Origin of the sequence: Sphingomonas sp. GC_Shp_5 (genome assembly GCF_026540855.1) — a bacterium.
GTDB lineage: Bacteria > Pseudomonadota > Alphaproteobacteria > Sphingomonadales > Sphingomonadaceae > Sphingomonas.
On sequence record NZ_JALNUP010000001.1, the window covers coordinates 1 to 12,770 of the forward strand.

The following is a 12,770-nucleotide window of genomic DNA, read 5'->3' on the forward strand; positions in this document are numbered from 1 at the left end:
CCACAACAGCACCGCGATCAGCGAGGGCGCCCGCGCGTGAAGAGCTGGCCTGCGGTGATCGTGATCGTCGGGCTGGCGGTGGTGGTGCTCGTCGGCCTCAACGTCGGCATGTACCGGCGGATGAAGGCAGCGAGCGCCGCCGGCCGGGCGCGTGGCGTCGCCCATGGCGAGACGCCGTCCGGTCGCCCCGACGCCTGATTGCGTCAGTGGCGCGGATGATCGCCGCCGCGCCGCTCCGGGGTGGGCAGCCCTAGAAACGAGCGGGCATCGCCGGGCGACCGGACATGGCCGTGGCCGTCGCCGCTCGCGGCGATGACCCGCTCGAGCAACTCCTGGCCTTCTGCCCACCAGCCGATGCCGCTGGCAGCGTTGAGATGGCCCTGCGGCCCGACATCGACGAAGTGACTGCCCCAATTGGCCGCCATGCTGTGCGCCCGATCGATGCTCGCCCAGGGATCGTCGCTCGATGCCACCAGGATCGACGGGAAGGGGAGCGGCAGCCGCGGCGCCGGCGCGAAGCTGCGGATCTCGTCGGGTGCGCCCTCCCAGTCGACATCGGCCGGCGCGACCAGCAGGGCCCCGGCCACCGGCCAGCCATAGGGTTGCGGTGACAATTGCGCCCACCAGGCGACGGCGAGGCAGCCGAGGCTGTGCGCGGCGAGGATCACCGGCGCCTGTGCCTGGCGAATCGCCTCGTCGAGCTTGGTCACCCAGGCGTTGCGGTGCGGCGTGTTCCACATGCCGAGTTCGACCCGCACCACATCGGGCCGGCTGCTCTCCCACAGCGTCTGCCAGTGCGACGGCCCGGAGCCGCCGAGCCCGGGCACCGTGAGGATCGTGGGCAGCGCCCCGTGGGACGGTGCGAAATGACTCATGTCGCCTCTCCTTGCTCGCGCCATGAGCCGGATGCCGGCTCAGGCGAGGGACGTGACAATCGACGCTCTAGGGCGACGCCGATCGGCCACGCCCCCCGCCAGCAGAGATAAACCTAGTGGATTGGGGGACAATAGCGCTGCGTCCAGTCGAAGGCCGGTTGCGACCGGCGGAAGCGGGGTGACGTGGGCGGCGAATCGCCTATGAGGCGCGGCATGGCCAAACAGCGTGTGGACCAGATGCTCGTCGATCGCGGCCTCGCCGAATCGCGCACCCGTGCCCAGGCGCTGATCATGGCCGGGCTGGTGTTCGCGGGGACCCGCAAGATCGACAAGCCGGGGCAGACGATCGCGCCCGAGGTCGCGCTCGAGGTGCGTGGCCGCGACCATCCCTGGGTGTCGCGCGGCGGAATCAAGCTGGCGCACGGCCTTGATCAGGCCGGCTGGGACGTGACGGGCACGGTCGCGATCGACGTCGGCTCGTCGACCGGCGGCTTCACCGACGTGCTGCTCAGCCGCGGCGCCGCGCGCGTCTATGCGGTCGACAGCGGCACCAACCAACTGGCCTGGAAGCTGCGCCAGGACCCGCGCGTGATCGTCCACGAGCAGACCAGCGCGCGGCTGCTCACCGAGTCGCACATTCCCGAGCCGGTCGATCTGATCGTCTGCGATGCGAGCTTTATCGGCTTGGCCAAGGTGCTGGAGCGGCCGCTCGGCTTTGCGCGTCCGGGCGCGCGGCTGATGGCGTTGATCAAGCCGCAGTTCGAGGCAGGACGCGAGGAAGTCGGCAAGGGCGGGGTGGTGCGCGATCCTGCCGTGCACCAGCGGGTGTGCGACGCGGTCGTCGCCTGGCTGGAGGGGAGCGGCTGGGCGGTCGCCAGCGTGGTTGCGAGCCCGATCACCGGACCCGAAGGTAATGTGGAATTTCTGGTCGCTGCAACGCGCAATTGAACCATTTTTGGATCGATCCGCATAACGGATGCTTTACGATCCGTTCACGACACGGCAGAGCGCCCGTATGTGACGGTGAAAAGGGCTTATATGGGTGGGATCGCGTCCAAGGGTCAGTTGCAAATGTCGTTCCTCCGCTGGGCGGCGGTAACGGTACCGTTGGTGTTGCTGCTCGGATTCGCTTCGGGCCGCGCCGTGCCGGCGGGCGACGACAACCCCTGGTATGCCGCGCTCGCCAAACCGGCGCTGACCCCGCCGGGCTGGGCCTCTCCGGTCGCCTGGAGCGCGATCTACATCCTCTCCGGCCTCGCGCTGGCGATGGTGCTCAATGCCCGCGGCGCGAATCGGCGCTGGCTGGGGGCGGCGCTGTTTGCCGCGCAGTTCGTGCTCGCCTTGCTGTGGATGCCGTTGTTCTTCGGCGAGCATCAGGTCGGCGCCTCGCTGCTGGTGATTGCGGGCATGCTGCTTGGCGGCATCGCCACCACGGTGGTATTCGGCGGCGTCCGTACCGCGGCGGCATGGTTGATGGTGCCGTATCTGGTGTGGGTCAGCTTCGCCGGCGTGCTGACCTGGCGGATCGGCCAGCTCAATCCCGATGCGGAAACCCTTGTGCCGGCGGCGCACACCTCCCAAATGCTCTGATACGCACGCACGGCGGCTGGGGAAGATTAACACAATGCAGTCCGACAACCGGATTTTCGACGATCTCGTCAAGTTCATGAATGGTGCCGTCGGCACGCTCGCCGGTGCCGGCCGCGAAGCCGAGCAGGGTGCCCGCGCGCGCGCCCGCGAATGGATCGGTGGGCTCGATTTCGTCAGCCGCGACGAGTTCGAGGTGGTCAAGGCGATGGCCGTTGCCGCGCGCGACGAGAATGACGCGCTGAAGGCGCGACTCGACGCGCTGGAAGCGCGTGGCGCCGATCCGGTGCCCACCGCCTGATTTTTCCACAGCTTTCGCGGCTGATCCGTGGGCGGACCTGTCCAACGGGGTTGCCGGGGCGTTTTTGCCTCGGCAACCTTGTCGTGCGATAAGGACGGTTCCGATGCTCGATCACGCCGATCACGACCAGGAGGCTGCGGCTCCCATCGACATGCTCGAGGCATATTATGCCGCGCATGGCTGGGAACACGAGCGCCATGACGACGAGATCGTCGCCACCGTCAAAGGCAGCTGGACCACCTACGAGCTGCGCGCCTTGTGGCGCGAGGATGACAGCGTGCTGCAGTTCCTCGCGTTTCCCGATATCAAGGTCACCGACGACCGCCGCGCCGGCGTCTACGAGACGATCGGCCTGGTCAACGAACAGCTGTGGATCGGCCATTTCGAGCTCTGGTCGTCGTCGGGCGTGCTGTTGTACCGGCATGCCGCCATGATCGACGGCGACGAGGAGGGCACGATGTCGCTCGGTGCGGCCGAATTGCTGGTCGAATCGGCGATCGAGGAGTGCGAGCGCTTCTATCCGGTGTTCCAGTTCGTGCTGTGGGGCGGGAAGAGCCCCAAGGAGGCGCTGGCGGCGGCGCTGATCGAGACGCAGGGCGAGGCGTGAAAGAGCGGTGACAATGATGGCAGATGGCCCGCTGTGGCTGATCGGCTGCGGCAACATGGGTGGCGCAATGCTGCGTGGCTGGATCGCCGACGGCATGGCGCCCGAGCGGGTCACCGTGATCACCCGCAGCCCTGCGACCCTGCCGCCCGGCGTCCGCAATCTTCATGCCGTGCCCGCAGGCGAGCGACCCGAGACGCTGATCCTCGCCGTCAAGCCGCAGCAGCTCGACGTGGTCGCGCCGGGGCTCGCCGATTTGCGGCCGGCGCTGCTGGTGTCGATCCTCGCCGGCGTCGAGGAAGCGGCGCTGGCGCGGCGCATCCCCGCCGATCATATCGTCCGCGCCATGCCCAATCTGCCGGTTGCGATCGGCAAGGGCGTGACCACGCTGTTCACCACCAGCCAGGATCCAGCCGCGCGCGCGGTCGCCGAGGCGCTGGCGCGTCCGCTGGGGCTGGTGGAATGGATCGAGGCGGAGCCGCAATTCGATGCAGTGACCGCGCTCGCCGGATGCGGGCCCGGCTTCGTGTTCCGCTTCATCGATGCGCTCGCCCAGGCAGGCGCGGCGCTGGGGCTGCCCGCCGACCAAGCGGCGCGGCTGGCGCTGGCCACCGTTGAGGGATCGGCGCTGATGGCAGCGGCGGCGGATGTCAGCCCGGCGGTGCTCGCCGATCGCGTCGCCAGCCCCGGCGGGTCGACCCGCGAAGGGCTCAACGTGCTCGATCACGACCACGCGCTGGTGCGGCTGCTCGAGGCGACGCTGACAGCGTCGGCGGCGCGCAACGCCGAAATGGCGGCCGCCGCGCGCTAGGCGCGCCGTAGCTGCTCAGGCGGCTGCAGGCAGGGACGGGATGGCCGACCCGGCCGGTTGCTCGAGGCCGACCGGCGGCACCTCGAAATAGCCGCGTGCCGCATAGCGCGTGCCGGTCGCGATGCTGGCCGTCCATGTTGCCATCAGCGGAGCGAGCAACAGGCCGAGGGTGACGGGCGTCAGCCACAGCCCGGTGACCGGCACCAGCGGCGACAGCACCAGCAGCACGACCCCGGCGACGATGTGCCAGCGATAGCGCGGCATCGCCTCCGCCAGCGTCAGCCCGTCACGGTCGCGGTTCTGCGGGTTCCAGCCTGACGGGGCGCCGCGGAAGATATTGATGAGATCGATCGTCTGGGTGAGCGCGATCGCGGGGGCGACGATAATCGACAGCGGTACTTCCAGCGCCACCGAACGCAGGATCGCGCGCGCGCCGCCGAACCCGCGGCGGACGGGGGCGTTGCTCAGCGCCCAGATCACGCTCAGCAGCTTCGGCCCGAACAGCAACAGCAGCGTCACTTCCAGGACCTGCATCGAGGTGACGCTGTTGACCGCGTTGAGCTCGCCGCCGAGCGCCTGGATCATGCCGGTCGCGATCAGCACCAGCCACGCCGGCGAGGTCAAGAAGGCGGACGCGCCGATGAACAATTGCATCCGGCTGACCCAGTGGAAGCCCGACGAGCCGAGCAGGCGAAGATGCTGGATGTTGCCCTGCGCCCAGCGACGATCGCGCACCGCGAGATCGATCAGCGTCGGCGGATATTCCTCGTAGCTGTCATCGAGCATGATCATGTGCACCGCCCAGCCGCGCCGGCGCAGCAGCGCCGCCTCGACCATGTCGTGGCTCATGATCGCGCCGCCGAACGGTGGCGGGCCGGACAGCGCCGGTAGCCCGCACGCCTCGGCGAAAGCTCGGGTGCGGACCAGGGCATTATGGCCCCAGAAGGTCGCTTCCGAACCCGCCCACCAGACCAGACCGGCGGTGGAGATTGGCCCGTACAGCCGACTCGCGAACTGCTGCCAGCGCTGGAACAGCGTGGCGCCGCCGATGATCGACGGCACCGTCTGCAGCAGCCCGACCGAGGGGTTCTCCTCCATCACCTGAGCGAGCCCGACCATGGTCTCGCCGCCCATCAGGCTGTCGGCATCGAGCATCAGCATGAAATCGTAGGCGCCGCCGAAGCGCCGGATCCACTCGGCGATATTGCCGGGCTTGCGCGCGACATTGTCGGTGCGGCGGCGATAATAGATCGGTGCGGCGGCGCGCGGCGCGAGTGTTGCCCAGGCGGCCTCCTCGGCCGCGCCGGCGGCGGCGCCCGAGTCGCTGAGGATGAAGAAGTCGAACTGCTGTGCCGCGCCGGCGTCCGCGATCGCCTGCGCCATCCGCTCGACCCGGCCGTAGACCGCGTCGACATCCTCGTTGTGGACGGGGACGAGCACAGCGGTGCGCGAGCCGTGCGCGGTGCGCCGGCTGGGCGCGGGGACGAAGCCCGGGTGAAGCCGTGTCATCAGCAGCACGAAGCCGATGGCGGCGTTGACGAAGCCGAACGCAATCCAGCCGAACAGCGGGAAGAACAGCAGCAGCAGGAACACGTCCCAGCCGCCCAAGCCGTCCTGCAGCAGCGAATCCTCCACCGCCGCGGCGGCCGCAGTGGCGAGCAGGCCGGTCAACACCACCAGCAACAGCCGGCGGGCGAGGATGTCGCCCGGCGCGGTCTCGGCGCCCCAGGCGGCGGCGGGAACGGCGAGCGGCGGCGGCCGGCCGTCGAACCGCTGCGCCGGCATCGCCAGCGGCGCTTCCGGGGGGAGCTGCGCCGGCAGGGTCATGCGAAGACCTGGGTCAGCACCGTCTCGCTGAGCGCGGTGGTGCCGCGCTGGAGCGCGGTGGTGCCGCGCTGGAGCGCGAGGCGGACATCCGCGGGCGCGGCGGCGCCGCTTGGCGCAACATCGGCGGTGATCCGCCAGCGATTGGGCTGGCCGACCACCGGATAGGCGGCGCTGGCGAGCAGCTTGCCCTGGCCGACGGTGATCTGCGCGGTCACGCCGCTCGATCGGTCGAGCCCGGCCAGCCCGCTGCCGACGAAGTCGACCACCAGCTTGCGCGCGCCCTTGATCGGCGCCGCGCCCGGCGCGCCGGCGGTGCCCTGCCAGCAATCCACCGCATGCGCGCTCGCCGCCACCGAGGGATCGGCCGATCCCCAGGTCAGCCGATAGTCGTAGGCGAGCCGCTGGCCGGCCTTGGCCGGTGCGGCGGGGTTCCAGAAGGCGACGACATTGTCGACCGTCTCGGTCGCCGTGGGGAAGGCGTAGAGCATCACCGCGCCCTTGCCCCATTGGCCCTGCGGCTCGACCCACAGATTGGGGCGGCGATCGTAGAAGGCGCCGTCGTCGTGATAGTGATCGAAGGTGCGGTCGCGCTGGAGCAGCCCGAAGCCGCGCGGGTTGTCGTCCGCGAAGCTGTCGAGCGTTTCGTGCGGCGGATTGCCGAGCGGGCGCCAGATCCGCTCGCCGCTGCCGGTGAGCAGCGCAAGGCCGTCCGAATCGTGGATTTCCGGCCGCCAGTCCGCCGCCGCCTGGCGGTTGCCCTCGCCATACCAGAACATGCTGGTCGCCGGCGCGATGCCGAGCCGGGCGATGTCGCGGCGCAGGAACAGCACCGACGATACGTCCTGCACAGCGCCCGATGGCCCCAGCCGCGACTGGAAGCGATAGGCGCCGGTGACGCTGGCGCCGTCGAGCAGCGCGTAAATGGTATAGGCCTGGTCGCCCGCGCGCTCGATCCAGAATTCGGTGAAGCTTGGAAACTCCTCCTTGCCCGGCACGCCGGTGTCGATCGCGATGCCGCGGGCGGACAGGCCATATTGGTCCTGCGAGCCGGACGAGCGGAAGTAGGAGGCGCCCATATAGGCAAGCCAGTCGCTGGTGCCGCTCGCGCTCATCGCGCGGAAGCCGGCGATCCCCAGCGCCGGTGCATGGCCCTTGCTGGTGCGGAACAGGTCTGCCGAGAAGTCGACCGGCTTCGCCGTGCCGCCGTGCACGACGTTGATCGCCACCGGCATCGGCGCATAGCGGCCGAGCGGGAACAGCCTGACGCCGCCCGCGATCGTGCGATCGGCGCGGTAGGTGATCGCGCCCACCGCGTCATAGTCGATAGCGGCTGCGGCAGCGACCTTGGCGGGCTCGCGATAGGGCTGGCGCGCCAGCTCCTGCGCGCGGCGCTGGACCATGTCCCACGAGAAGGCCGACGTCTTGGCGCCACGCTGCGCCAGCGCGGCACCGGGCATGGCAGCCAGGACCGCAAGCGCCCAGGCGATGTCGCGACGGCTAGGATCGATCATGGGCTCTCACATCGTTGCTGCGATGCAACAATATGCCGTGTGGCTGAAATGTTCCACCCGCGACGACGAGGTGACCGCGTTCACTGGTCATCGGTGAGCTTGCCATGGCCGGGGACGCGCGGCTAGGCCGCTGCGCCACGATACTCCGCTGACGATAAAGGGAGACCAGCATGCGGGCGTTCATCTTTCCCGGCCAGGGAAGCCAGTCGGTCGGCATGGGCAAGGCGCTCGCCGACGCGAGCCCGGTCGCGCGCGAAACCTTCGGCGAGGTGGACGAGGCGCTCGGCCAGCATCTGTTGCGGCTGATGGCCGAGGGGCCTGCCGAGGATCTCACCCTTACTGAGAACGCACAGCCGGCGATCATGGCCAATGCGATCGCGACGCTGCGCGTGCTCGAGCGCGAGGGCGGGGTGCGGCTTGCCGACAAATGCGATTATGTCGCCGGCCATTCGCTCGGCGAATATAGCGCGCTGTGCGCTGCCGGGGCCTTTGATCTCGCCACCACCGCGCGACTGCTCAAGCGCCGCGGTCAGGCGATGCAGGCGGCGGTGCCGGTCGGCGAGGGCGCCATGGCGGCGCTGCTCGGTGCCGATCTCGACAAGGCCCAGGCCATCGCCGGTGCCGCGGTCGATTCGATCCTCGCCGAAGGCGGACCCGAACTGGTCTGCACGGTCGCCAACGACAATGATCCGAGCCAGGTGGTGATCTCCGGGCATCGGCAGGCGATCGAGCGCGCGATCGACATCGCCAAGTCGCTCGGCGCCAAGCGTGCGGTTCTGCTCCCGGTCTCCGCGCCATTCCATTGCCCGCTAATGCAGGGCGCAGCGGATGCGATGGAGACCGCGCTCGCCGACGCGACCGTCGCCGCGCCGCTGGTGCCGGTCTACGCCAACGTCGATGCAGCGCCGATCGCCGACCCCGGCGCGATTCGCGTCGCGCTGGTTCGCCAGGTGACGGGGATGGTCCGCTGGCGGGAATCGGTGCTGGCGATGGCCGAGGCGGGCGTGACCGAGTTCGTCGAATTCGGCGGCAAGGTGCTCGCCCCCATGGTCAAGCGCATCGTGCCGGATGCGTCAGCGGTGAGCGTGGTGACGATGGACGACATCGAGGATTTGTTGAAGAAGATGTGATGTTCACGCGAAGGCGCGAAGGATGTCGCGCAGAGGCGCGGAGAACGCAGAGGAAGAAGGGCCCTTGCGCGACATCGATGTGATCAGCGGTGATGTTGTCGATGTTGCGCTGCGGCTGCACCGTGATCTGGGGCCGGGCTTACTTGAGAGCGTCTATGAAGCCGTTCTTGCAGCCCGACTCGTCAACATGGGATATGCTGTCGCACGGCAACGGTCGGTTGACATCGATTTCGAGGGGGTTCGCATCGCCGGAGCGTTCAAGATGGATCTTCTTGTCGACGAGAGGCTGGTTGTCGAGATCAAATCTGTAGAGCGCCTGCAGTCCGTTCATGCCAAGCAGTTGCTCACGTATCTTCGGTTGACCAAACAGCCGGTCGGCCTGCTCATCAATTTCGGTGGGGCGACGCTCAAGGAGGGCGTGCGTCGCCTCGTCAACAACCATCAGCCCTCTGCGTCCTCTGCGCCTCCGCGCGAACCGTGATCTTGATTGGAGTTACAATGTTCGATCTCACTGGCATGACCGCCCTCGTCACCGGCGCCTCGGGCGGGCTCGGGTCTGCGATTGCGCAGGCGTTGGCGGGGCAGGGCGCGCGGTTGGCGGTGTCCGGGTCCAATGCCGACAAACTGGAAGCCTTTCGCGCCAGCCTCGGCGGCGATCACGTCGCAGTGCCGTGCGACCTGTCGGACGGTGCGGCGGTGGATGCGCTGGTGCCGCAGGCGGTGGCCGCACTGGGCGGCAAGCTCGACATTCTCGTCAACAACGCCGGCGTCACCCGCGACAATCTGGCGATGCGGATGAAGGACGACGAGTGGGACCAGGTGATCCGCGTCAATCTTGAAGCCGCCTTTCGCCTGATCCGCGCCGCCGCCAAGCCGATGATGAAGGCGCGGTTCGGCCGGGTGATCTCGATCACCTCGGTGGTGGGCCAGACCGGCAACCCGGGCCAGGCCAATTACGCCGCGTCCAAGGCCGGGCTCGTCGGCATGTCAAAGGCGCTGGCGCAGGAACTCGCCAGCCGCAACATCACCGTCAACTGCGTCGCCCCCGGCTTCATGCGCTCGGCGATGACCGATGGGCTGCCGGAGGCGCAGAAGGCGGCGCTGCTGACCCGCATCCCGGCGGGTGATCTCGGCAAGGGGGAAGACATCGGCGCCGCCGTCGTCTATCTCGCGAGCAAGGAAGCGGGCTATGTCACCGGCCAGACGCTGCACGTCAACGGTGGCATGGCGATGGTCTGAATCGCGGTGGCGATCGGCTGCGACGTGCATCACGGCAGGTAAACACCCGCTTGCCACGAAACGGACCCCGTTCTACGGGCGTTCAGGAACCAACGAACACCCCCAACGTGAAGAGGGAATGAAGACATGAGCGAGACCGCCGACCGCGTAAAGAAGATCGTCGTCGAGCATCTCGGCGTCGAAGCCGACAAGGTGACCGAGGACGCGAGCTTCATCGACGACCTGGGTGCCGACAGCCTCGACATCGTCGAGCTCGTCATGGCATTCGAGGAAGAGTTCGGGGTCGAGATCCCCGATGATGCCGCCGAGAAGATCACGACCGTCAAGGACGCGATCACCTATATCGACGAGCACAAGGCTTAAGTTCTGAGGCCCGGCTTGACGCCTGGTCGTGCCCGCTGAGGGCAGGAATTGAACGGCTCCCCGTCCCCGGGCTAAGAGGGCGGGGAGCCGTTTTTCGTCTGGCCGCTGGTGGCCGATCGCTTGATTGGATGGAGTGAAGGGTATGCGGCGCGTTGTCGTAACCGGATTGGGCCTCGTGACCCCGCTTGGCGCGGACGTCGAGACGGCCTGGGCGAACATCATCGCCGCAAAGTCGGGCGCCGGCCCGATCACGCGCTTCGATGCGTCGGACCAGAAGTGCCGGATCGCCTGCGAGGTAAAGCCCGCTGGCCACGCCTATGGCTTCGATCCCAACCTGCGCGTCGACCACAAGGTACAGCGCCAGGTGGATCCCTTCATCGTCTATGGCATCGATGCCGCCGGCCAGGCGATCGAGGATGCCGGCCTGCTCGACATGACCGAGGAACAGCGCTTCCGCGCCGGTTGCTCGATCGGCTCGGGGATCGGCGGGCTGCCTGGTATCGCCAGCGAATCGCTGGTGTGCGAGAACAAGGGCCCGAGCCGCGTCTCGCCGCACTTCGTCCACGGCCGGCTGATCAACCTGATCTCGGGCCAGGTCTCGATCAAATACGGGCTGATGGGCCCCAACCACGCGGTCGTCACCGCCTGCTCGACCGGCGCGCATTCGATCGGCGATGCCGCGCGGATGATTGCGATGGACGATGCAGACGTGATGCTGGCGGGCGGCGCCGAGGGCGCGATCTGCCCGCTGGGCATCGCCGGCTTCGCCCAGGCGCGCGCGCTCAGCACCAACTTCAACGACGCGCCGGAGAAGGGCAGCCGCCCCTACGATCGCGATCGCGACGGCTTCGTGATGGGCGAGGGCGCCGGCGTGGTGGTGCTTGAGGAATATGAGCATGCCAAGGCGCGCGGCGCCAAGATCTATGCCGAGGTGATCGGCTATGGCCTGTCGGGCGACGCCTATCACGTCACCGCGCCGCACCCCGAAGGCTCGGGCGCGTTCCGCTCGATGCAGATGGCGATGAAGAAGTCCGGCCTGGCGCTGGAGGACATCGATTACATCAACGCCCATGGCACCTCGACGCCGCTTGGCGACGAGCTCGAGCTTGGCGCGGTGCGGCGGTTGTTCGGCAGCGCGATCGGCGATCTGTCAATGTCGTCGACCAAGTCGGCGATCGGGCACCTGCTCGGCGGCGCCGGCGCGGTGGAGAGCATCTTCTGCATCCTCGCGCTGCGCGACCAGATCGTGCCGCCGACGCTCAACCTCGACAATCCGAGCGAGAATTGCGCCGGGGTCGATCTGGTGCCGCATGTCGCCAAGAAGCGGTCGGTGCGCGCCATCCTCAACAACAGCTTCGGCTTCGGCGGCACCAACGCCTCGCTGGTGATGAAGGCGATCTGATCGCTGCTGGCACCTGTTCCCCGGCAAAAGCCGGGGGCCAGCGTGCCAGGTTTATCGAATAGAGCGAGCCGTCTGCCCGATAGGGTCCGGCCTTCGCCGGGGAACAATGATGCGCAAGATCGGCTGCCTTGGAATCGTCGCCCTGGGGCTGGTCGTCACCCTGTTCCTGTTCCTGTTCCTGTTCCTGGTCGTGCAGGGCTGGGGCGGGGCGGGGCCGGCGCCGCGCACCCTCACCGTGCAAGTTGCCGAGGGCAGCAGCCTCGCCGGCGCCGCGCGCGCGCTCGAAGCGGCGGGGGCGATCCGCTCGGCAACGCGCTTCCGCCTTCTCGCGCGGGTGTTCGGCTCGGGCGAGGCGATCAAGGCCGGCGAATATCGCATTCCCGCCCATCTCAGCCAGGCCGACATTCTCAAGATGCTCCAGGCCGGCAAGGTGTTCCAGCGGCTGGTGGTGGTGCCCGAGGGCTACCCGTCGGTGCTGGTGCATGACGCGCTGGCCAAGGCCGACGGGCTGACCGGCACCGTGCCGGTGCCCGCCGAAGGATCGATCCTGCCGGACAGCTACGCCTTCCAGCGCGGCGACACCCGCGCCGCGGTGGTCACGCGCATGCAAAAGGCGATGCGCGACTATCTCGCCGCCGCCTGGGCCAGGCGCAAGCCGGGTATCGCGGTGTCGACACCCGCCCAGGCGATCGTGCTCGCCTCGATCGTCGAAAAGGAGACTGGCAAGCCCTCGGAACGGCGGATGGTCGCGGCGGTCTATGGCAACCGCCTGCGCATGGGCATGCGGCTCCAGGCTGATCCAACCGTGATCTATCCGATCACCAAGGGACGCCCGCTTGGCCGGCGCATCCTCCGCTCCGAGCTAGAGGCCAAGAGCGGGTACAATACCTATGCGGAGAACGGTCTGCCGGTTGGGCCGATCGCCAACCCGGGGCGGGCCTCAATCGACGCGGTGCTCGATCCGGCCAAGTCGTCGGCGCTGTACTTCGTGGCCGATGGTACCGGCGGCCATGTGTTCGCCGATACGCTCGCCGAGCACAACGCCAATGTGCGCAAATGGTATGCGATCAGGCACGCACGCGGCGAGATGTGACTGCCGTCACCCCAGCTTGCGCCGGGG

The 12,770-nt window shown here is 68.3% G+C and carries 15 protein-coding genes; 12 read left to right on the forward strand and 3 right to left on the reverse strand.

Annotated elements, in window-relative coordinates:
- The first annotated feature begins 36 nt into the window (after positions 1–36).
- Positions 37–198: a hypothetical protein gene (locus OXR60_RS00005; protein ID WP_267392839.1), complete on the forward strand. Its 162-nt coding sequence runs from the start codon at positions 37–39 to the stop codon at positions 196–198.
- Between the two features lie 5 nt (positions 199–203).
- Here OXR60_RS00005 and OXR60_RS00010 read toward each other — a convergent pair whose 3' ends face one another.
- A complete protein-coding gene (locus OXR60_RS00010) occupies positions 204–875 on the reverse strand; it encodes an alpha/beta hydrolase (protein ID WP_267392841.1) in 672 nt (223 codons plus the stop codon).
- A gap of 213 nt (positions 876–1,088) precedes the next feature.
- Between OXR60_RS00010 and OXR60_RS00015 the strand changes: the two genes are divergently transcribed.
- The 5 genes from OXR60_RS00015 (at position 1,089) to proC (ending at position 4,178) form a co-directional block, all read left to right on the forward strand.
- Positions 1,089–1,823, forward strand: a complete 735-nt coding sequence (locus OXR60_RS00015) for a TlyA family RNA methyltransferase (RefSeq protein WP_267392842.1) — start codon at positions 1,089–1,091, stop codon at positions 1,821–1,823.
- 123 nt (positions 1,824–1,946) lie between these two features.
- Positions 1,947–2,465: a TspO/MBR family protein gene (locus OXR60_RS00020; RefSeq protein WP_267392843.1), complete on the forward strand. Its 519-nt coding sequence runs from the start codon at positions 1,947–1,949 to the stop codon at positions 2,463–2,465.
- A 34-nt stretch (positions 2,466–2,499) separates the two neighbouring features.
- The gene (locus OXR60_RS00025) at positions 2,500–2,763 is read left to right on the forward strand and encodes an accessory factor UbiK family protein (protein ID WP_267392845.1); all 264 of its coding nucleotides are present in this window, start codon (positions 2,500–2,502) and stop codon (positions 2,761–2,763) included.
- Positions 2,764–2,866: 103 nt separating this feature from the next.
- Positions 2,867–3,370: a YbjN domain-containing protein gene (locus tag OXR60_RS00030; RefSeq protein ID WP_267392847.1), complete on the forward strand. Its 504-nt coding sequence runs from the start codon at positions 2,867–2,869 to the stop codon at positions 3,368–3,370.
- 16 nt (positions 3,371–3,386) lie between these two features.
- Positions 3,387–4,178: a pyrroline-5-carboxylate reductase gene (gene proC / locus OXR60_RS00035; protein ID WP_267393562.1), complete on the forward strand. Its 792-nt coding sequence runs from the start codon at positions 3,387–3,389 to the stop codon at positions 4,176–4,178.
- 15 nt (positions 4,179–4,193) lie between these two features.
- Here proC and mdoH read toward each other — a convergent pair whose 3' ends face one another.
- Together mdoH and OXR60_RS00045 are read right to left on the reverse strand one after the other, a co-directional pair.
- Positions 4,194–6,005 carry a glucans biosynthesis glucosyltransferase MdoH gene (gene mdoH, locus OXR60_RS00040; protein ID WP_267392849.1) on the reverse strand — a complete coding sequence of 604 codons (1,812 nt, stop codon included), beginning with the start codon at positions 6,003–6,005 and terminating at the stop codon, positions 4,194–4,196.
- The gene (locus OXR60_RS00045; RefSeq protein WP_267392850.1) at positions 6,002–7,516 is read right to left on the reverse strand and encodes a glucan biosynthesis protein; all 1,515 of its coding nucleotides are present in this window, start codon (positions 7,514–7,516) and stop codon (positions 6,002–6,004) included. Before OXR60_RS00045 ends, mdoH begins: the two co-directional genes overlap by 4 nt.
- Positions 7,517–7,686: 170 nt before the next feature.
- Here OXR60_RS00045 and fabD point away from each other — a divergent pair, with 170 nt between their 5' ends.
- The 6 genes from fabD (at position 7,687) to mltG (ending at position 12,743) form a co-directional block, all read left to right on the forward strand.
- Positions 7,687–8,646, forward strand: coding sequence for an ACP S-malonyltransferase (gene fabD, locus OXR60_RS00050; protein WP_267392852.1), 960 nt, complete (start codon positions 7,687–7,689; stop codon positions 8,644–8,646).
- A gap of 64 nt (positions 8,647–8,710) precedes the next feature.
- Entirely contained in the window at positions 8,711–9,127 is a 417-nt protein-coding gene (locus OXR60_RS00055; protein ID WP_267392853.1) for a GxxExxY protein, read from the forward strand.
- A gap of 17 nt (positions 9,128–9,144) precedes the next feature.
- Positions 9,145–9,885, forward strand: coding sequence for a 3-oxoacyl-[acyl-carrier-protein] reductase (gene fabG / locus OXR60_RS00060; RefSeq protein WP_267392854.1), 741 nt, complete (start codon positions 9,145–9,147; stop codon positions 9,883–9,885).
- A gap of 126 nt (positions 9,886–10,011) precedes the next feature.
- Entirely contained in the window at positions 10,012–10,248 is a 237-nt protein-coding gene (locus OXR60_RS00065; RefSeq protein WP_017979028.1) for an acyl carrier protein, read from the forward strand.
- A 142-nt stretch (positions 10,249–10,390) separates the two neighbouring features.
- Entirely contained in the window at positions 10,391–11,650 is a 1,260-nt protein-coding gene (gene fabF / locus OXR60_RS00070) for a beta-ketoacyl-ACP synthase II (RefSeq protein ID WP_267392861.1), read from the forward strand.
- Between the two features lie 109 nt (positions 11,651–11,759).
- On the forward strand, positions 11,760–12,743 hold the full coding sequence (gene mltG, locus OXR60_RS00075) for an endolytic transglycosylase MltG (RefSeq protein ID WP_267392863.1): 984 nt from the start codon (positions 11,760–11,762) through the stop codon (positions 12,741–12,743).
- Positions 12,744–12,770: the final 27 nt, after the last annotated feature.

Coding starts and splice junctions, on each gene's coding strand:
- OXR60_RS00025 (WP_267392845.1), top strand. CDS start 2,500: ATGCAGTCCGACAACCGGATTTTCGACGATCTCGTCAAGTTCATGAAT.
- OXR60_RS00015 (WP_267392842.1), top strand. CDS start 1,089: ATGGCCAAACAGCGTGTGGACCAGATGCTCGTCGATCGCGGCCTCGCC.
- proC (WP_267393562.1), top strand. CDS start 3,387: ATGGCAGATGGCCCGCTGTGGCTGATCGGCTGCGGCAACATGGGTGGC.
- fabD (WP_267392852.1), top strand. CDS start 7,687: ATGCGGGCGTTCATCTTTCCCGGCCAGGGAAGCCAGTCGGTCGGCATG.
- mltG (WP_267392863.1), top strand. CDS start 11,760: ATGCGCAAGATCGGCTGCCTTGGAATCGTCGCCCTGGGGCTGGTCGTC.
- mdoH (WP_267392849.1), bottom strand. CDS start 6,005: ATGACCCTGCCGGCGCAGCTCCCCCCGGAAGCGCCGCTGGCGATGCCG.
- fabF (WP_267392861.1), top strand. CDS start 10,391: ATGCGGCGCGTTGTCGTAACCGGATTGGGCCTCGTGACCCCGCTTGGC.
- OXR60_RS00020 (WP_267392843.1), top strand. CDS start 1,947: ATGTCGTTCCTCCGCTGGGCGGCGGTAACGGTACCGTTGGTGTTGCTG.
- OXR60_RS00045 (WP_267392850.1), bottom strand. CDS start 7,516: ATGATCGATCCTAGCCGTCGCGACATCGCCTGGGCGCTTGCGGTCCTG.
- OXR60_RS00065 (WP_017979028.1), top strand. CDS start 10,012: ATGAGCGAGACCGCCGACCGCGTAAAGAAGATCGTCGTCGAGCATCTC.
- fabG (WP_267392854.1), top strand. CDS start 9,145: ATGTTCGATCTCACTGGCATGACCGCCCTCGTCACCGGCGCCTCGGGC.
- OXR60_RS00030 (WP_267392847.1), top strand. CDS start 2,867: ATGCTCGATCACGCCGATCACGACCAGGAGGCTGCGGCTCCCATCGAC.
- OXR60_RS00010 (WP_267392841.1), bottom strand. CDS start 875: ATGAGTCATTTCGCACCGTCCCACGGGGCGCTGCCCACGATCCTCACG.